The sequence below is a fragment of the Rhizobium leguminosarum genome (assembly GCF_004123835.1).
GTDB lineage: Bacteria > Pseudomonadota > Alphaproteobacteria > Rhizobiales > Rhizobiaceae > Rhizobium > Rhizobium leguminosarum_M.
Genome location: NZ_MZMU01000019.1, coordinates 298,038 through 317,310 on the forward strand (window position 1 = coordinate 298,038; position 19,273 = coordinate 317,310).

Here is a 19,273-nt window from a genome sequence, read left to right on the forward strand (position 1 = left end):
CCCGTCCTAAAGAACGCACGGCACGAGAAGTTCGCGCGCTTTAGAGGCGGTTCACGCTATCAACCCATCCTCTGGCGGCGATCGAAGCCTTCGTGACCTCGCCCAGATGCGTAATTTTGATCTTGCCGTTGATGAACGGAAGTTGGAGGCCCTTTTTCGAACCATCTACCTTGATCGGGCTCATCGTGGTGGGTGACGTCATTCCGTAAATCAAAACGCTTCCGTTTGGTGGCACAATCTCGATGTCAACAATGATCGCGCGAAGGATATCACCCGTCGGGACGGCCAGTTCGAATTCGCCGTGTATTTTAATCTGATCGGTCATCAGGCATCTCCAAGCTGCTGAGGAAGAGTTCCAATCTTCACCACTGCACATTCGATTGAGTCGCGGAAGAGAAACGGCAACTTGGTGGTGTGAAACCACCAATGTATCGTGGTTTTCCACGTTGTTCGACTTGTCCACAGGAGGCGAAGGTATCAACATTACCCAGCAGGTGACCGCATGATTGAGCACTACCTGATGCTGGCGCTGCTTTTGCTCGGCGCTCACTGGCTCTGCGACTATCCTCTGCAAGGCCAGTTCCTTTCCGACGCCAAACAATCCGGCCCGCTGCGCGTTTACCACTTGGTCGCTCACTCCGGCATCCAAGGCGCCGGCGTCGCAGTGGTCACCGGTAACGTCTGGCTAGGTCTGCTCGAATGGCTGGCACACACGATGATCGACGAGGCGAAGGTGAGGGGGAAGACGACTTTCGCCCAAGACCAGGCCTTGCACATCATCTGCAAGGCCATCTGGCTCGCCTACCCCGTCTTGTTCGCAACGCTCTCGCATGGTGCGTCTATCTCGCTCTGGTGGCGCTGACGTTCGGTCTGGCATCTCTACCAGGATGGTGGCTGTTATGAGCGGGAAGATCGAGCGCGGCGCGCTGCTTTGGCTCTTTCCATCTTTTCGGCGAGATCTGAGAAGGCTTCTTTGAATGGCCTTGCGGCTTCCATTTCTTCCCTGGACATGGGTGGGTTGTCGAAAACGCCATCCCAGTCGTCCTTGGAATATCCTCTACCCGGCTGATACTCGGGCATTTCCTGGACTTTGATAACCATCAGAGCATGCTCCTCTCGCGGAGTTAGAGCGGGTGTATGCGGCTCACGTAGTGAACTAGAAAAGTCGCCGTCGGTTGCAAGATACCTGACTGCGCGTCCGCCTCTCACAAGGAAAACTCTAATGGACCCTTCGATTGCTCCGGCCTCCCGGGCTGCGGCGGTAACGCCGAACGATACTGCCATCGTCGGTGCGCGCGCGCTTTATATCGGCACGGCGGGCGACGTTGCCATTGCGCCACGCCGGGACATGGACCCTGTCATCTTCAAGAGCGTTCCGGCCGGGACGATCCTGCCGGTTCACGCCGCGATTGTCGCGCTTACCGGGACCACGGCTTCCAACATCATCGCGCTGTTCTAAGCGTCACAACCGTCACAACCGTCACGTGACGTCACGCTACAGCAGCCCCGCCGATCAGAAGGCAGGACCATGACAGGCAGACCTACAAAATTCACGCATTCCCTTGCTGACATCATCTGCGAGCGCATCGCCGACGGCGAAAGCCTCCGGTCGATCTGCAGGGATGAAGCCATGCCGGCTAAGTCGACGGTGTTGGCCTGGCTGGCTGATGACGACAAGACCGCTTTTCGGACCAAGTATGCGCAGGCGCGCGAAATCCAGGCCGACGGCTTCGTCGACGAGATGGTCGAGATTGCCGACGATGGCACGAACGACTGGATGGAAAAGAAGAACGCCGACGGTGAAACGACCGGCTGGCAGGAGAACGGCGAGGCGCTCAGACGCTCGCAGCTCCGCATTTCGACGCGGCAGTGGATTGCCGAGAAGCTGAAGCCGAAAAAGTATGGCGCCAAGGTCGAGCTGGAACACGGTGTGACCGGCGAGGTGTCGCAGCTGCTGGAAGCTATCAATGGCAAGACCCGCGGACTTCCAAGCGGCAGTTGATCAGTTTTCAGACTGGCGCTGGCGTCTGAACAACCTCTATTGGATCACGGACAAGGAAGGCAAACGGGTCCGGTTCGAAATGAACTGGGCTCAGATGACCTTCTTCGAGCAGATGCACTATCTGAACGTGCTGCTGAAGGCCCGCCAGCTCGGCCTGACGACGTTCATTCAGATCTTCATGCTCGATGCCTGCGTATTCAATCGCGACATTCGCGCCGGCACGATTGCTCACACGCTGGGCGATGCGCAGACCATCTTTCGGGACAAGGTGAAATACCCTTACGACAACCTGCCTGAGGGTATCCGGGAAGCGGTGCCGATCGTCAGGGATAACCAGACGGAACTGCTCCTGGGGAATAACTCCAGCATCCGCGTCGGCACGTCTCTCCGCTCGGGAACGCTGCAATATCTGCATATCTCCGAATATGGGAAGCTTTGCGCGAAATATCCCGAGAAGGCGAGGGAAGTCCGCACCGGAGCTTTGAATACCGTGCAGGCCGGCCAGCTGGTCTTCGTCGAAAGCACGGCGGAAGGCCAGGAAGGGCATTTCTACTCGCTCTGCGAAGACGCACAGGTCAAGCAGCGCCAGTCGTCGAAGCTGACGGAGCTCGACTTCAAATTCCACTTCTTCCCGTGGTGGAAAGAACCGCAGTATTCGATCGCGCCCGAGGGCGTCGTCATCACCGAAGCGTTCGCGAAGTACTTCCGCACCCTGGCTGACCAAGGCATCGAACTGACGGACGGCCAAAAGGCTTGGTACGTCAAGAAAGCGGAAACGCAGCTTGGGGACATGAAACGCGAATATCCGTCATCGCCGGCGGAAGCGTTCGAAGCCAGCGTCGAGGGCGCATACTATTCGGATCAGATGGCTGTTGCCGATGCCGAGGAGCGCATAGGCATCTTCCCGCATGTGGCCGGCTTCCCGGTCCACACCATCTCCGATATCGGCATGGATGACACCACGGATCAACGGCACGCGGCGCATCCTGGCAAAGATCGAGTTCGACCAAGCGGGGTGCGCTCAGGGCATTAAGTGCCTGCGGAACTACCGGAAAGAATGGGATGAGGATCTGAGCGTTTTCCGCGACGTGCCGCTGCACAACTGGGCTTCGCACGGCGCCGACGCCTTCGGCGGTCTGGCGATCATCTTCACCGGATTGGCGGCCGAACCGCTCAAGCCTGAACCAAAGCCGCTGCGGACGTTCCAGACCATGACGTTCAACGATTTCGTCAATTCCACACCGACCCAGAGCGAGCACGTTTGATGGACGACGAAGCCACGACATTGCCGGGCGATGAGAAGTACGACCTGGCAAAGGTTGGCGCGCACTGGCAGCAGGAGCTTGAGCGCGGACAGCGATACTTCAAATCGTGGATCGATCGCTGCACCAAGATTGAGAAGATCTACCTTCAACAGGCCGACCAGCAGAGCGCGAAACGTCGGTTCCCGATGCTATGGGCGAACATTTCGGTTCTGCAGCCGGCCGTCTATGCCCGTGTCCCGCAGCCTGTCGTCGAGCGCCGTTTCAAGGATTCTCAGCCGGTTGCGCGGATGGCGTCTGAGCTGGTTGAGCGCAATCTTGCGTTCACCGCTGATGACGCGGATCTGGATTCCTTGATGCGGGCGGTGCGCGATGACTTCCTGCTCTGCGCCCGGGGCACTGTCTGGCTGCGGTATGAAGCGGATTTCGAGCCGCTCGACATAGGCGTTGAACCTTCGAATGCTCCGGCCCTAGACATGGAGGGGGACAACGGCGGCCCAACGCCTGAGCAGATCACCGATGAACGGGTGTGCATAGACTACGTCCACTGGTCGGACTTCCTGCACTCTCCGGCACGCCGCTGGAAGGATGTAACGTGGGTGGCACGTCGCGTGCCCATGACAGACGATGAATTCGACAAGCGCTTTCCGGAGGGTCGGGCAAGCCTGGCCGCAAACGGCGCCGGCTCCAATCACGGGACCAATCAGACGGAACGCGCTCAGAACGAGGGCAAAACCTACGTCTGGGAAATCTGGTGCAAGAGCGAGAATTATACGGTCTGGATTGCCGAGGGATCGCCCGTGGCTCTTGAGGTCTCGGAGCCGCCGCTGAAGTTGACGCGTTTCTTTCCGTGCCCGCGGCCAGCGTTCGGAACGCTGTCGACTACCTCGCTGATTCCGGTGCCTGACTATGTCTATTACCAGGGCCAATGCGACGAAATCGATGGTCTGACGAAGCGCATCAACAAGCTGACTGATCAGCTCCGCCTGAAGGTATTCTATCCATCGGGTGACGGTTCGGTATCGCCAGCAATTGAGAAGGCGATGCGGCCTGACAACGACACGGTCATGGTGCCGATCCCGGAATGGGCCGCGTTCACTGACAAGGGCGGTTCCAACGCTATCGTCACACTGCCGATCGACGAGGTTCAAAAGGTCATCGTGGCGTGCATCGAGGTGCGCAAGCAGCTGGTCGAGGACGTCTATCAGATCACAGGGATCAGCGACATCGTCCGCGGCGACACTCAAGCGTCAGAGACAGCGACCGCGCAACGGATCAAAAGCCAGTGGGGTTCGATCCGCATCCGCGACCGCCAGGCCGAACTGGCACGGTTTGCCCGCGATATCGTCAACCTCGCCGGCGAAATCATCTGCGATCAGTTCCAGCCGGAGACGTTGATGCTCGTCAGCGGAATCCAGCTTCCGACCGCGGCCCAGAAGCAGCAGGTCCAGATGCAGATGCAACAGCAGCAGATGGCGCAGCAGCAGGCAGCGATGCGCGCCCAGCAGATGGGGCAGCCCGCGCCTCCGCCGCAGCCTCCTCAGTTGCCGCCGGAAATGCAGAAGATGATGGAGCAGCCGACGATCGATGAAGTCGTGCAGTTGCTCCGCAATGACAGCGTGCGGGGCTTCAGGATCGACATCGAGACGGATTCCACGATCGAGCCGGACGAGGACGCCGAGAAGCAACGGCGAATGGAGTTCGTCCAGATGGTCGGCGGCTTCATGCAGCAGGCCGGCGCCATAGCGCAGCAGACGCCTATGCTGGTCCCTGTGATGGTCGAGACGTTGCTGTTTGCCGCACGTGGTTTCAGGGCAGGGCGTCAGCTCGAAAACACACTTGAGCAGGTCGGCGCGCAGCTCTCCCAGTCCGCGACCGCGCCCAGGCCTCCACCGGAGCCCACGCCAGAGCAGATGATCAATCTGAAGACGGCGCAGGTGAAAGCCGGCGCCGAGGAGAAGAAAGCCCAGCTCAGCGTTGCCCAAGCGCAAATTGAGCACCAGACCACGGTGGAACAGGCGCGCAGCGCCATGGCCTCCCAGGCGCTGCAGCAGTTCCAGCAACAGCCGCCAGCCTATCAGTGAACGAGGGAAGCATGAGAGAACGATACTGCCGCGTCTGCGGCGGCTGGCACGCGCTCGACAAATGGCCACACAACTGCATGCCGGTTCAGAACCTTGCGCAGTCGGATCTGCCGGCGCCGCACTTCGTCAGCGACAGCATCGATATCCAGTCGATGCATGACGGCCAGCATTACACTTCGAAGGCTAAGCTGCGTTCCGCCTACCGGTCGGCCGGTGTCATTGAGATCGGTAATGAGAAGCCGCAGCCGATCGAAAAGCCGAAGACGGATCGGGCTGCCATCCGGAACGAACTGCGGCGAGTTCACGCCGAATACAACGCCTGACCGGGCATCAATCCCCGAAATAGGAAACATCCGACATGGAAGACCTGATTAACGAGGCCGGCAACGGCAGCGAAGACCTCGGCACGTCCACCGAAAAGCCTGTCAGCATCCGCGACAGCCTCAGGGCTGCGATCGACAGTGCTGACGGTAACGTCTCGGCGTCCAGCAGCACGGATCGACAGCGCGACGAACACGGCCGCTTTGCCCCGAAGGAGACAGACAAGGGAAACCCGGCCGCGGCGGCAGTGCCGAAGCCTTTAGATGCACCAGCAGCAACCAACGCCGCCACAGCAGCCCCGCAGACGCCAGCCGTGGCGCCCGAACAGCAGCCGGCCGCAACGACGCACCGTGTGCCCCCTGGCTGGTCGGCTGAGGCAAAGGCTCAGTTCGGGACTCTGCCGCCCGAGGTGCAGGCCGCCGTCGCCAAGCGAGAGCAGGAGGTCGACAACGGTTTCCGTGTTCTGCAGGACTACAAGGGCCTCGAGGAATTCACACCGATCGTCCGCCAGGCCGGCACGACACATGCCGATGTCATGCGGAAGGCGATCGACTGGGAACAGTCGCTTATTCGCGACCCGGTCAACACCGTCATTCACGTCGCCAGGATGGCCGGCGTCAATCTACAGGCCCTTGTCGCCGGGCAGCAGGACCAGATCCTGCAGCGCCGGCCGCAACAGGCTCAGCAACAGCCAACGCCTCAACCCGTCAACGTCGAGGCAACGGTTGAACAGGTACTTCGGAAACGAGACACTGAAACTCAGGTCAATGCCTTCATTTCCGACCCAGCAAATGTGCACGCCGAAGCCGTTCTCGACGACATGGTGGCCCTCATCAGCGCAGGGCGAGCATCGAGCCTCAAGGACGCCTACGACGCCGCATGCTGGATGCGTCCGGACATTCGTCAGCAGTTGATCAGCCAGACTGCACAGCCGGCGCCCGATCCAAACGCCCAGAGAGCCGCTGCGGCCGATCAAGCCCGCAAGGCATCTCGCTCCATCTCCGGCTCATCGGCACCGGGTCCGACCCGTGGCGCGGCGGCCGACCAACCAACCTCCATCCGCGACTCGCTTCGCAGCGCCATGCGTTTTTCGCGCGGTCAAGTCTGATCAAAGGAAATGATCCATGGCAATCTCGCCAAATCTCTCTGAAATCGTGACCACGACGCTGCGCAATCGCAGCGGCACGGTCGCCGACGACGTGACGAAGAACAACGGTCTTCTCTCTCGTCTCAACAGCCGCGGCCGCAAGAAACCCATCTCCGGCGGCCGCACCATCGTTCAGGAACTGCAGTACCAGGAAAACAGCACCTTCAAGCGCTATTCCGGCTACGATATCCTGAATGTTCAGCCTTCCGACGTGATCACCGCTGCTGAATACGACCTCAAGCAGGCCGCGGTTGCCGTATCGATGTCGGGCCTCGAACAGCTGCAGAACTCCGGTGAAGACGCGGTCCTCGATCTGCTCGAACAGCGCATTGAGAACGCCGAGACGACGCTGAAGAACAACATCGCGCTCGACTGCTATTCCGATGGCACCGCCGATGGCGGGCGTCAGATCGGCGGGTTGCAGCTGTTGATCTCGACCTCGCCGACATCAGGCACCGTCGGCGGCATCTCGCGCGCTACCTGGGGCTTCTGGCGCAACCAGAAATTCTCGGCCTCGGCCGATGGTGGTGCCGCCGCCTCGAATGCCAACATCCAGAGCTACATGAACCGGCTCTACATGTCCTGCGTTCGCGGCTCCGACGCGCCGGATCTGGTCGTCGCCGACAACAACTTCTTCCGCCTCTATTGGGAATCGCTGCAGGCAATCCAGCGCATCACCTCCGCGGACAAGGGCATGGCCGGCTTCCAGTCGCTGCAATACATGGGTGCCGACGTGATCTTCGACGGCGGCTTCGGCGGCGGCGCGCCGCTCAACCAGATGTTCTTCCTGAACACCAAGTACCTGTTCTACCGCCCGCATCGCGACCGCGACATGGCTCCGATCGGCGACGAGCGCATGAACACCAACCAGGACGCCTTCGTGCAGCTCATGGGCTTCGCCGGCAACCTCACCATGAACAACGCCTTCCTGCAGGGCGTGTTGTTCGCCTGATCGTCAACGAAAGGAAAAGCAAATGTCGATCGCAACAATCCAGACCGATCGTCTTGGCGCGAACCCGTTCGTCGTCGAAGGCCCGATCGTTTCCGGCTCCGGTATTCCGGGCCCGAATTTCTCCCTCGGCGCTGTCGCCGGCGGGGACCGCGAATCCGAATGGGTCTATTGCCAGCTGGTGCTGGCCTCGCAGACGACCCTTCAGCCCGGCCAGTGGTTCCAGTGGACCAGGGACTATGTCGCATCGCTCCTCACGACGGCTGCGGCTGTTGTCGGGAACCGCTGCGGCGTGTTCTCGGGTGCTGCCCAGCCTCCGACCATCACCGGTGGCCCAATCGGGTCCATCACGCTCGCCGCTGGCACCTACTACATCTGGCTGCAGCGTAATGGACAGGCTCCGGCCTTGGTGACCACGGCGACCGCTGCACTGGTCGTCGCGGAAACCACGACCACGGCAGGTCTCGCAAACGCCCCAGCATCTGCCACGGTCAGCACCAAGGCCATCGCAAACGTAAACTTTGCGGCGGCCAACCAGACGTTTACGGCAACCACCGTCAACGGTTCCCCTGTCCTGACGAACCTGAGCGCCCTCAGCGCCAACTCCGGTCCGTTCATCGGCGCTTCGGTCTCTGGCACCGGCATTCCCGGCGGCACGACCATCACCGGCATCACCTACACGCCGAACAACGTCGTCCAGAGCATCACCCTCTCGGCCAACGCCACGGCGAACGGCACTGGCATCACCATCACCGCAACGGGCGTGCTCGAAGCAACGCTGATGCGTCCGTTCCTGTCGAAGACGAACTAAGGAGGGCACCATGTCCCTGAAGGATGATCTTCACAAGAAAATCGCTGCCGACCGCGAGGCCGGCCGCGACATCTCTCCGGTGATCGAGGAATTGCTTCTGATGATCGCCGAAAAGGTCGAGCCGCCGGCCGCCAAGAAGGCAACCTCGGCGAAAGCGACTGACACCAGCAAGTGATCAACGGCGGGCGCTTCGGCGCCCGTTTCCTTTCCCCGCCATCAACAGCGAGATAACTCTCATGGCCGACAGCAACACCGGAATTTACGCCTCCTTCAGCCTCGAACCGGTCGAACAGACCTTTCTGACGGAGAAGGAAGGCCGCCCGATCTTCGCCGACAAGGAATTCGTGCGCATCTTCATCGCCGGCGACAAGCACACCGAAGTCTACCGCGAGGTGACGGAGAACGACAAAGCCCGCTTTTCTGACGCCTATAAGCGGTTCAAGGAAGGTGCAGAGGCCCGCGAGCAGCTTGTCGGCACGCCTCTGGCGCAATGGGCCTTCCTGAAGCCCAGCCAGATCAAGGAACTGGAAGCGATCAACATCTATACCGTCGAGCAGCTTGCCGCGCTCTCGGACACCGCCAAGCAGAAGATCGGTATGGGCGCGAACGAGCTCGTCGCCGCTGCGCAGGGCTATCTTGCATCCGCGCAGGACTCCCGAGCCGCTTCGGCATTCGCTGCTGAGAACGAGCGTCTCAAGGACGAAGTCGGCCGCCTGCAGGATCAGATGAAGGACATGGCCACGCGGTTCGAGGCGATGGAAAAAGAACGCCAGGGCGGCACCAACGGCCGCGGCCGCGCAGCAGCCTAACCCGGAGGTTCCGCGCATGTCGCTCTTGACCATCATTCAGAATGTATGCGCGGAAATCGATCTAGATCCGCCGGCGGCTGTCATGTCGTCGGCCGATCCCCAAATCAATCAGCTGCGGATCCTATCCTATCGCGCGGGAAAGGACCTGCTGAAAGATCATGATTGGTCCGTGTTGTCATCCACACGGAATTTCATGGCGACCGGAGCAATTCCAGAGCCGACAGAGCCGCCCGTCGACTTTCAGCGCTTCGTCGCCAATTCGGTGATCTGGAACACATCCCGTCTCTGGCAGCTCAATGGCCCGGTGGAGCCGCAGACATGGGAGCGGAACACCATCCTCAATTCCAACCCGGTCCCGCAGATTTACCGCATGCTTGGCGGCAAGCTGGCGTTCTTCCCGAATGATGCCGGTGAAACACTGCGCTACGAGTACGTTTCGAAATATTGGATCGCGGTCAACGGCGGCACGACATATGCCGAAAGCTGGGCGAACGATACCGATACGGCTCGTTTCTCCGAAGACCTTCTCGAGCTTTCGCTGATCTGGCGCTGGAAGCGGGCGAAGGGGCTGGACTATGGCGAAGAGCTCGAAAACTACGAGCGTGCGAAAGAATCTGCGGTGGGTGCCGATCGTGCCGCGCAGCCGATTAACCTGTCGCTGCCCAACCGCGGCGAAATCCCTGACAATTTCTGGCCCGGGACCATCATCGCTCCAAGCCTATGACAAGAAAACCCATCCCTCCGAACGGGCGCACAGGCCGCGTTTCGCCAAGCAGAGACTGGATCGCGCCCACTGGTGGATGGCGAACCGATGTCGAGATGGCGGATATGCCGAAAGACGCGGCTTTCCAACTCGACAACTTCTTTCCGGAAGCGAACCGGGTTCGTGCGCGCTACGGATCGTTCGCTTTTGCAAGTGGGCTCGGCGCCAATGTGCAGACAGTCATTCCATATGTCGGCGTAAGCAATCGCCTGTTCGCCGCTGCTGGTTCCAATATTTTCGATGTCACTGCTGGCGGCGTCGTGGGCGCTCCGGTCGTATCCGGGCTCTCTGGCGCACGCTGGTCGGTGCAGCAGTATACCAACCCGGCCGGCCAGGAGTTTCTGCGCCTCGTCAACGGCCTCGATACGCCGCTGCTATTCAACGGCACGTCCTGGGCGAACAACTTTCTCGTGGGGACGGCGACGCTCGCCACACAGAATGTTTCAGTGAAGCCTGTCCAGTATACCCTCAGCTTCTTCGGGACCGGCTCCGTCACCCTTTCCGGAGCCTTCGCAGGCGTGCTGAACGGAACGGGTGTCGGTAACCGCGTTTCCCTCACGTTCACGCCGACCGCCGGGACGCTGACCCTCACAGTGGCTGGCTCAGTGACCAATGCGCAGTTGGAAATCGGCGCCACGGCAACGCCCTATGTCCCGTCCACCATGATCACGGGCATTCCTGATCCTTCGCTGCTGATCGCGGTGACAGCCTATCGCTCTCGCCTGTGGTTCATCGAGAAGAATTCGACAAACGTCTGGTATCTCGCGACCGACGCCGTCAGCGGCTTGGCGACGGTTCTGCCCGTCGGCGGCAATATGAAATATGGCGGCACGCTGGTTGGGATCGGGGTCTGGACCATCCCTGTCTCCACCGGCCTGCAGCAGTGCCTGGTGCTGATGTCCTCCGAGGGCGAGATCATCGTCTATCAGGGTTCCGATCCGTCCAGCTCATCGAATTGGGGATTGCTCGGCACATTCAAGCTCGGGCGTCCGCTTGGCACCGATCGCTGCTTTTTGTCTGTCGGCGCCGATCTGGCGATCATGACGACCGACGGTATCGTGCCGATCACCAAAGCTGTGCAGCTCGATCGGGGCGCCACCAGCCTCGGGGCAATCACCGCCAAGATCGGCCCGACGTGGCGCGAAACAGTCGCGACGGCGGGCACAACATCGGACGAATGGCAGCTTGCGAGTTTCCCGGCACGCCAGATGGCAATCGTAAACCTGCCGTCGTCTCTCGGGCCATATCAGTACGTCATGAATACGGAAACAGGCGCATGGTGCCGCTTCGTTGGGCTTGCTGCCTCCTGCTGGGGGAATTGGCAGGATCGGCTGTTTTTCGGAGCCGCGGACGGGACGGTTTACGAAGCTGAAGTCGGGGCAAACGACAACGGCGCGGCGATCGACGCTATCATGGTGGGAGCGTGGAACCGCTACGGCGAAGACCTGGCCACCAAGTTTTCGAAGCTGATCGGCGTGACGGCGCAGATCGGGGTATCGACGCTGATGTATGCCGGCATGTCGTTCGACTACCAAACGAAGATCCCGACGGCCCTTCTTTCCTCCATCGAGAACAATATGGCGGCGAAGTGGGGCACGGCGATCTGGGGCGTGTCGAAATTCCCCGGCACATCAGTCGTTCGGAAGTTCGCGTCGGCAGGGGGCGCCGGCTCAGCTCTCGCGCCGACGATTCGGGCGCTGATATCGGGTTCTTCGGGGTCAGTCTCTGAAGCGGCTGTCGTCGGCGGTTCGGTTCTCTATGAGAAGGGCGCCCCGATTTGATCGTCTCCGAGCCTCGCGAAGATATCGCGGCATGGGTCGGGGGCAAGATTGGGGTGGCCTTCCATCCGCCGTTCACAGCCATGGCGCAGGTCCAGGGCGGCCGGATCATCGCCGCTTACGTTTTCAACGTCTGGACGGAGCATGATGTCGAGGTCTCGCTTGCTGCCGATCGGCTTTCGGCAACACTGATGCGGGCAGTCTTTCGATATGTCGTCGACCAGCTTGGATGCCGCCGAGCGACATTCAGGACGCGTGCCGACAACATCGCTGCTCAGCAGGCGCTCGAAAGACTCGGCGCGCGCCTGGAAGGCCGGCAGACGGCCTACTTCGGCGACTGCGACGCGCTGCTCTACGGAGTTATGAAAGAGGACTTTCCCTATGGTCTCCACGCCTAAGGCGCCGAAAGCGCCCGACCCGACACAGACCGCGGCGGCGCAGACAGCGACGAACGTGGACACCGCAATTGCCAACGCTGGGCTCAGCCATACGAACCAGTATACGCCGGATGGTTCGCTGGAATACAAGGTCACCGGCAATACGACGATGACCGACCAGAACGGCAAGACTTATCAGCTGCCGACCTATTCAGCCTATCAGAAATATTCTCCGCAAAATCAGGCGATCTACGACCAGACGCAACAGACGCAGCTTGGCCTATCGAAATTGGCGAACGAGCAGACCGGCAAGATTTCGGGCATCCTCGGGACGAATGTCGATCTCAGCGCGGGCAACGTTGACAAATACGTCAACGACCACTGGCAGTCCGGCTTCAACAACCAGTGGGATCGCGATCAGGCGAGCCTCGACCAGAGCCTTGCCGACAAGGGCATTTCGATGGGCTCGGCCGCTTATAACAATGCGCTGCGCGATTTTTCGACGCGCAAACAGGCCGCATCCGACCAGTATCTCGGCGATATGTATTCGAATGCCCAAAATTCGATCCTGACGGAGCGAAACCAGCCGCTGAACGAGATTTCAGCGCTGATGTCGGGCTCGCAGGTCAACCAGCCGAACTATGTCAATTCGCCAACGACGCAGTTGCCGACGGTCGACCAGGCCGGCTTGATCAATGAGAACTACAATCAGCAGATGGGCGTCTATAACCAGCAGGTGGCGAAGTCCAACGCAGCGATGGGTGGCCTGTTCGGTCTGGGCTCGGCACTGCTCGGCGGCTGGGCAATGTCCGATCGCCGGCTGAAGCGCGACATTCATCAGATCGGCGTCACCGAAGCGGGCATCCCAATCCACGAATACGAATATGTCTTCGGCGGCGGCCGGCAGGTTGGCGTCATGGCCGATGAGGTCGAGCATGTCTTCCCCGAGGCCGTCGCGGAAGGGCCTGGCGGCTTCAAGATGGTCAACTACGCGGAGGTTCTGTGATGGGTTTCATCTTCGGTGGAGACACCGGCCAATCGCAGGAAAGTGTCACCGACGCCCGCAAGCGGTTGGCGGCAGCAATGCTTCAGCAGGGCACTAACACCGGACCGATTCAGTCGCCGTGGGAAGGCACTGCACGCATGGCTCAGGCGCTAATGGGCGGTCTCGCCATTCGCAAGCAAGGGGAGGCAGAACAGGCAGGTTTGGCCGAAGGGATGGCAGCGCTGACGGGACAGCCCTATACCCCGCCCGAGAAGCCCGCCGGATTCCTATCGTCGATCTTCGGCGGTGGCAACAAGCCTGCCAATCCCGGCGCTTCAGGTTCTTCCATGCCGAAGGTGGATGCATCAGGGAATATCCCCGCAACTCCGACAAATAGCGCGTTGCCTGGATCGTTCCTGGCGGCCGTCGACAGGACGGAAGGCGCTGGGGATTACGACACTCTCTTCGGCCACGCTCAGAAGAATGGCCCCTTTGCTGGCACGGCTATCTCGCAGATGCCCATCAAGGATGTTTTGGCCTTCACAGATCCGAGCGGCGCCTATGCCCAATACGTCAAGGGTAAGGTCGGCCGTGTCGCAACGCCAGTTGGGAAATATCAAACAGTAGGCACGACGTTGCGGGGCGCGGTGGATGCTATGGATCTAGACCCGAGTGCCCCGTATGACCAAGCCACTCAAGACCGGGTAGCGTCTTACCTCGCCCGTCAGCGGATTGCGTCGGCCGATACACTGCCAGGAAAGATCAGTGCGCTGCGGTCGGAATGGGAGGGCTTCAAGAACGTTCCTGATGCTGAAATGGCGCAGATCGTGGCGGATCTGCAATCCGCTCCGTCCGCCGGCACGGAAGTAGCGAGCCTTGACCCCTCCACGGGCAGGCCACCCGCATCGCCGATCGCGCCACCGCCGGTCAGTCCCACGCCGCCAGCTCCAACGCCCGGTTATACAGATCCGATGATCACGACGGCGAGGCGGCCCGCTGCGCCTCCCATGCCGCAAGCGTCCGCCCCGGGTGAAGTCGCAAGCCTCGATCAGTCGATCGGCATCCCCATGCCCGGTGCAACAGGCCAAATGCGTGCATCCGATCCAGCACAGCTCATGCCGCAACAGGGAGCCTCACAGGCGTCGTTGTCGCCTTTGCCGTCGTCCACGGTCGGCCCGACGCCGAACGTCGCCGGCGTGCCGTCTTCGGGTATGCCGCAGATCCCGCCCGAGTTTCAGAACAGCCAGCAGCTCATGAATGCCGATCCTAACAAGGGCATTCTCACGGCGCTGCTCAGCGGTTCTCCTGCATCTCCAGAGCAGGTCCAGCAGGCGCAAGCTATCGGACAGAACCAGCCGGCCCCGGCTCGTCTTGCAGCGGCATTAGACGGCGCATCGCCACAGCAGACCGCAAACCCCATGGCGAACCCGCGCGCCCAGGCCCTCGCCAAGGTGCTGATGAACCCAAACGTTCCGGCGCCGATGAAGCAGATGGCGGCGCAGACGCTGCAAACTCTGATGAGGCCGCCGGAGTACGGTTTCCAGACGTTGCCGGATGGAACCGTTCTGCGTAGCGACCCGCGGTCGGGCACCCTCACGCCCGTATACCGGTCGGAAATGTCACCAGCCGATCAGGCAAAGCTTGAATTCGAACGGGAGAAATTCCGGCAGGAGCAGGCGAACCGCAACTCCCTCACGGCGAGGGATGAGGCAGACGTCGATCTCAACCGGGATAAATTCGACTTCGAGCGGAACAAGCCGGTGGTCGTTCAGCCCGGGGAAACGCTGTTCAGCCCAGGTCAGGAGCGGGTTGTCTATCAGGGCACCGGATTCAAGCCGGAAGATGTGTCGAACCTCCGCAAGGAAGTCCAGAACCTTCCGACCTACAAGAGCTATCAGCAGGCGGCGCCGGTCTACCATTCGATGATCGACACGGCGAAGACCGACAGCAAGGCATCCGACCTCAATCTCGTCTACGGCCTCGGAAAGATCATGGACCCGACCTCGGTCGTCCGCGAAGGCGAAATGGTCATGGTCAACAACACGGCGAGCCTGCCGGACTGGTTTTCGGGGATAATCAATAGCGTCAACGGCGGGCAAAGGCTCACGCCGGAGACGCGCCAGGCAATCCTTTCCGAGGCGCGCAGTCGCATGGGCGCCTATCGCGGCGCGCTCGATAACGATATCGGGCAATATCGCGGCATCATCGGCCGGCGCGGCATGAACGAGGCAGACGTGCTGCCGACGCTTGGCGATATCGCGGAAGTGCCGAATCTGTCTCCGCCGCCGACGGCGGATGTTGGGGCGCCCCCGGAAGGTATCCCAGCCGATGTATGGGGCGCGATGACGCCCGCGGAGCGTAAGCTATGGCAGAAATGACACCTGAACAGCAGCAGGCTCTGGCAATCGCATCCGCGCGACTGAGGCTTCAGAACCAGCAGCAAGGACAGCCGGCAGATGATGCTCTTTCGGTTTCGAGAACTGGCGTCGGTGGCCTGATCGAAGGCATTCCGATCGCTGGGCCGATCATCCGCGACTGGACGGAGCGCGCTGCAGGAGCAACACTCGCAGCATTCTCGGATGAGACCTACGATCAAGTTATGGATCGCATCCACGATGCGAACAGAGCGGAAAAAGAAGCAAACCCAATCGTCGATAAGGGGGCGCAGATAGCCGGAGCCGTTGCCGGAACCATCCCGGCAGTCATGGCTGCCCCCGCGGCATTTGGGGCAGGGAGCGGAAGTTTGCTCCTGCGTTCGGGTATCTCCGGGATGACGGGCGCAACCATTGGCGGGGCGGATGCTGGTGTTCGCTCAGGGGGTGATGCGGAGAAGATCAAGGAAGGCATCACCATGGGCGGCCTGTTTGGCTTGGGTGGTCCCGTGGCCGGAAAAGTCGTTGGGGCTGGAGCCCGGTCTCTCGTCGATGCCCTCCGCACTCGTGCCGCAGCACGAATGGCTGGCATGGACCCGCAGGCGTTCGGCTACTTCCGGCGCGCGTTTACCGACGATGGCCTGGACGCGGTGAGCTTGCCCCAGAGATTGCAGGAGATGGGGTCTAACGCTATTCCAGCCGACCTTGGGCCGAACCTTCAGAAGCAGGCAGGTGCGCTCGCGGCAACGCCCGGCGCGGCGCAGACGACGATTCGAACCACGCTCGCCGATCGCGCCGCGGGCGCCAACGCCCGGATTGGTCAAACGATCGACGAAACGACTGGTCGAAACGTCGTCCCGTCTGGGGTCCAGGCCGATATCGCCGCAAACCAGAATGCTCATTCGCCGCTCTATCGCGAGGCATTCCGCGAGGCCACGCCGTACAATACCGAGCCGATCGCATCCGCGCTCGAGGCTGACATCAGCCGGCTTCGCGGCCCTGCGCAAGCCAGGCTGCGCCAAGTGCGCGGCATGCTTAACATCGCGGACTCCAATGTTCTGTCTACCGATCCCGGCGTCATGTTTCAGTCTCGCCAGGCGATCGACGGACTTTTGAAGACGGAGATTGATCCGAAGGTGATCTCAGCGTTGACCGAAGCTCGACAGATGCTCGACGACGGCCTCACGCGCGCGGTCCCCCGCATCAAAGAGGTTGATGCGGGATACGCCGAACTTGCTCGTCAGGACGAGGCAGTGACACGTGGTCAGCAGGTTTTGGATAGTGGCCGAACCGCACCCAGGCCATCAGAACTCGCGGGAGAGGTCGAGCGCGGCGCTCAGCCGCAGGGAATGCAGATCGGGCCTTCAGCGGTACCGTTGCGGCTGTCTCAGGGTGCCAGGGCCGAGATTGACCGCATAGTCGGCACAAATTCCAACGATATCGTCGCCATGAATAGGCTGATCAAGGGAGAGGGCGACTGGAACCGCGCGCGTCTCGCAACTCTGTTTGGCCCAGAGAAAGCGGAGCGGCTGTTCAAAGTGCTCGATAACGAGAGCATCTATGCCGATACCGCCAACACAGTGACCCGCAACAGCGAAACCGCGGCACGTCTTGCTGCTCAGAACGAGTTGGGTGGGGGCAGCGGAAACTTCGGTGTGAAGGAAGCATTCAAGGCTGGAGGCTTTCTCGGTGCAGCACGATCGGCCGCTATCGACAAGGTCGACGGCATCGTGAAGGCGCTGATGTCGAGCAACACCGGTAACGCCACCCGCGAGAGCCTGGCACGGGCTCTTGTCGGGGAGCAGCGGGAAAAGCTAGTCGAAGGGCTGATGAGAGCAAAGGGGATGGGAACGACGCCCGCTTTAGTCGATCCGGTCGTCAAAGCCCTGCTTCTGAACGCTGGAACCGCGCGGACGCGATGACGGATCGACCCAGCAAATAATCAGGTAAAGAGCGATCACGAATAGGACGCCGACTATGAGGCCGCCGTTGAAATCGTCGCCAACGACATATCTCAGCGCGTCAACGCCAGACACGACTGCGTAAAGCAATGCGGTCGTCGCAACAATGCAGCCGATTTGCAGAAGTCGGATCATGACGCAACCAGTACTACACCCGTCGAGGCCTCGCAATTCGCGGGGCCGCTTCTTTTTGGAGAAGGTGAATGCCCAGAAATTCCTCAGGCGTATATTCGAAGCCAGCCGGAACCACACCTTCCGTCGGCCAGGTCATCGACCCCGTACCGTGGAACGCGCTGACCACCGACCTCGGCAACGAAATCACCAACTCGCTTCCGCGTGATGGGTCGGCTCCGATGACGGCGCCGCTGAAGAACGCCGACGGCACGCAGGCTCAGCCTTCCGTTACGTTCTCTTCCGACATCACGACCGGCATGTATCGCAAGGCGTCCGGTGTCGGCGCTCTGGTTGCCGGCGGGTCGGAAATCCTGAATTGGTCAGGCTCCGGCGTCGGTGTTACGGGCAATTTCTCGGCATCTGGCGTCCTTAAGGGGCGTATCGACTACGTCGAGAAAAGCGGCAATTATCTCGCGGTAGCGGCTGATGCCGGATCTACCATTCGCTTCACTGCGGCTGCTACCCTATCACTTACTGCTGCTGCGACCTTGGCCTCCGGCTGGTCAATTGACGTCTTCGCCTACGGTGGGGATGTCTCCGTGACACCCGATGGCACTGAAGCGATCAACGGTATCGCCACTCCACTCGTGGTCAAGCAGGGTCGAAAGCTGACGATGTATTGCGATGGTGTGGGCTTTTATACAGCCGTCCCTGGGGCGTGGGAGACGATCGGCGAAAATAGTGCGTCTGCAGCTGCGGCAGTCACTGTTACGAATTTGATCGGTTTTAAACGGCTTCGCATCACCGGCTACATGCAACCAGCGACCGCTGCTCAATTGTTACTGAGAACAAGCGTGAACAACGGCAGTTCTTTTGATCAAAACAGCGGCGACTACACGTGGTACGCAGTTTATGGAAATGGAACCGCCGCAGCTTCTGTCAATGGAACTTCGACGGCCGTTGGGGTCGGTGCAGGCGGTACGACAAATAATGCTGACCTGACCGGCGGCATACAATTCGAAATTACAATGGAGAATTTCAACAAAGGTAGAAGCACAAAGGGTTTGATCACCTTTGGAAACATCGCAGGTTCAAATAACTTCGCTGTGGGCACGATCCAATTTCTAAGAAACGGCATTATTGCCCGGAATGCCTTTCAGCTCATTACAGCTGGTGCAGTCAATGCCTTCTGGGAGGTTTTGGTTGAGGGGGTACGCGGATGAAAATCCTTGTTAATGGTGAAGAAGTCGAGTTGACCCCGAGCGAAGCCGCCGAACTTGCGGCAAGTGCGGTTGTCGCGGCGCCGACAGATTATTCGGTCCCCAAATTGACGGTCGTTCAGCGCTTGACCGACGAAGAAGCGGAGACCGTCTATCCGGCGATGTCCGCGATGCCGGCGAAGCTTCGGTTCGTCTGGGATACCGCGTCGGAAATTCGATCCGATAGCGAATTCTTCGGCACGCTTCAGGCCTTTCTGACTGGCACCATTGGCCCGGATCGCGCCGCCGAAGTTCTGCAGCCGGAATAGCGGAGGTGCG

The 19,273-nt window shown here is 60.5% G+C and carries 20 protein-coding genes and 1 pseudogene; 19 read left to right on the top strand and 2 right to left on the bottom strand.

Annotated elements, in window-relative coordinates; translation table 11 throughout:
- Window positions 1–40 precede the first annotated feature (40 nt).
- Window positions 41–325 carry a hypothetical protein gene (locus B5P46_RS28280; RefSeq protein WP_129421610.1) on the bottom strand — a complete coding sequence of 95 codons (285 nt, stop codon included), beginning with the start codon at window positions 323–325 and terminating at the stop codon, window positions 41–43.
- Window positions 326–502: 177 nt separating this feature from the next.
- Here B5P46_RS28280 and B5P46_RS28285 point away from each other — a divergent pair, with 177 nt between their 5' ends.
- Window positions 503–862: a DUF3307 domain-containing protein gene (locus B5P46_RS28285; protein ID WP_164986559.1), complete on the top strand. Its 360-nt coding sequence runs from the start codon at window positions 503–505 to the stop codon at window positions 860–862.
- Window positions 863–897: 35 nt separating this feature from the next.
- Here B5P46_RS28285 and B5P46_RS28290 read toward each other — a convergent pair whose 3' ends face one another.
- A complete protein-coding gene (locus B5P46_RS28290; protein WP_129421611.1) occupies window positions 898–1,101 on the bottom strand; it encodes a hypothetical protein in 204 nt (67 codons plus the stop codon).
- A gap of 121 nt (window positions 1,102–1,222) precedes the next feature.
- Here B5P46_RS28290 and B5P46_RS28295 point away from each other — a divergent pair, with 121 nt between their 5' ends.
- The 18 genes and pseudogenes from B5P46_RS28295 (at window position 1,223) to B5P46_RS28375 (ending at window position 19,263) form a co-directional block, all read left to right on the top strand.
- Window positions 1,223–1,459 (top strand): spike base protein, RCAP_Rcc01079 family, encoded by a 237-nt coding sequence (locus B5P46_RS28295; RefSeq protein ID WP_018449515.1) that lies wholly within the window; start codon window positions 1,223–1,225, stop codon window positions 1,457–1,459.
- A 69-nt stretch (window positions 1,460–1,528) separates the two neighbouring features.
- Window positions 1,529–2,002: a terminase small subunit protein gene (locus B5P46_RS28300; protein WP_129421612.1), complete on the top strand. Its 474-nt coding sequence runs from the start codon at window positions 1,529–1,531 to the stop codon at window positions 2,000–2,002.
- Window positions 1,968–3,267, top strand: a pseudogene (locus tag B5P46_RS28305) (terminase). The gene B5P46_RS28300 and the pseudogene B5P46_RS28305 overlap by 35 nt, the downstream one beginning before the upstream one ends.
- A complete protein-coding gene (locus B5P46_RS28310; protein ID WP_129421613.1) occupies window positions 3,267–5,348 on the top strand; it encodes a hypothetical protein in 2,082 nt (693 codons plus the stop codon). Before B5P46_RS28305 ends, B5P46_RS28310 begins: the two are co-directional and overlap by 1 nt.
- A gap of 11 nt (window positions 5,349–5,359) precedes the next feature.
- Window positions 5,360–5,671 (top strand): hypothetical protein, encoded by a 312-nt coding sequence (locus B5P46_RS28315; protein ID WP_129421614.1) that lies wholly within the window; start codon window positions 5,360–5,362, stop codon window positions 5,669–5,671.
- A gap of 35 nt (window positions 5,672–5,706) precedes the next feature.
- Complete coding sequence (locus B5P46_RS28320) at window positions 5,707–6,777, top strand: hypothetical protein (RefSeq protein ID WP_129421615.1); 1,071 nt, start codon at window positions 5,707–5,709, stop codon at window positions 6,775–6,777.
- Window positions 6,778–6,793: 16 nt separating this feature from the next.
- A complete protein-coding gene (locus B5P46_RS28325; protein WP_129421616.1) occupies window positions 6,794–7,768 on the top strand; it encodes a phage major capsid protein in 975 nt (324 codons plus the stop codon).
- A 22-nt stretch (window positions 7,769–7,790) separates the two neighbouring features.
- Window positions 7,791–8,576, top strand: coding sequence for a hypothetical protein (locus B5P46_RS28330; RefSeq protein WP_129421617.1), 786 nt, complete (start codon window positions 7,791–7,793; stop codon window positions 8,574–8,576).
- 10 nt (window positions 8,577–8,586) lie between these two features.
- A complete protein-coding gene (locus B5P46_RS34620; protein WP_164986560.1) occupies window positions 8,587–8,751 on the top strand; it encodes a hypothetical protein in 165 nt (54 codons plus the stop codon).
- Between the two features lie 61 nt (window positions 8,752–8,812).
- Window positions 8,813–9,385 carry a hypothetical protein gene (locus tag B5P46_RS28335; protein WP_129421618.1) on the top strand — a complete coding sequence of 191 codons (573 nt, stop codon included), beginning with the start codon at window positions 8,813–8,815 and terminating at the stop codon, window positions 9,383–9,385.
- 16 nt (window positions 9,386–9,401) lie between these two features.
- A complete protein-coding gene (locus B5P46_RS28340) occupies window positions 9,402–10,109 on the top strand; it encodes a hypothetical protein (protein WP_129421619.1) in 708 nt (235 codons plus the stop codon).
- Entirely contained in the window at window positions 10,106–11,929 is a 1,824-nt protein-coding gene (locus B5P46_RS28345) for a hypothetical protein (RefSeq protein WP_129421620.1), read from the top strand. The genes B5P46_RS28340 and B5P46_RS28345 overlap by 4 nt, the downstream gene beginning before the upstream one ends.
- On the top strand, window positions 11,926–12,324 hold the full coding sequence (locus tag B5P46_RS28350; RefSeq protein ID WP_129421621.1) for a GNAT family N-acetyltransferase: 399 nt from the start codon (window positions 11,926–11,928) through the stop codon (window positions 12,322–12,324). The genes B5P46_RS28345 and B5P46_RS28350 overlap by 4 nt, the downstream gene beginning before the upstream one ends.
- A complete protein-coding gene (locus B5P46_RS28355; protein WP_129421622.1) occupies window positions 12,308–13,309 on the top strand; it encodes a tail fiber domain-containing protein in 1,002 nt (333 codons plus the stop codon). The genes B5P46_RS28350 and B5P46_RS28355 overlap by 17 nt, the downstream gene beginning before the upstream one ends.
- A complete protein-coding gene (locus B5P46_RS28360; RefSeq protein WP_245456314.1) occupies window positions 13,309–15,666 on the top strand; it encodes a hypothetical protein in 2,358 nt (785 codons plus the stop codon). The genes B5P46_RS28355 and B5P46_RS28360 overlap by 1 nt, the downstream gene beginning before the upstream one ends.
- Window positions 15,654–17,582 carry a hypothetical protein gene (locus tag B5P46_RS28365; protein ID WP_129421623.1) on the top strand — a complete coding sequence of 643 codons (1,929 nt, stop codon included), beginning with the start codon at window positions 15,654–15,656 and terminating at the stop codon, window positions 17,580–17,582. The genes B5P46_RS28360 and B5P46_RS28365 overlap by 13 nt, the downstream gene beginning before the upstream one ends.
- Before the next feature lie 242 nt (window positions 17,583–17,824).
- Entirely contained in the window at window positions 17,825–18,958 is a 1,134-nt protein-coding gene (locus B5P46_RS28370; RefSeq protein WP_129421624.1) for a hypothetical protein, read from the top strand.
- Window positions 18,955–19,263 (top strand): hypothetical protein, encoded by a 309-nt coding sequence (locus tag B5P46_RS28375; protein WP_129421625.1) that lies wholly within the window; start codon window positions 18,955–18,957, stop codon window positions 19,261–19,263. The genes B5P46_RS28370 and B5P46_RS28375 overlap by 4 nt, the downstream gene beginning before the upstream one ends.
- The last annotated feature ends 10 nt before the right edge of the window (window positions 19,264–19,273 follow it).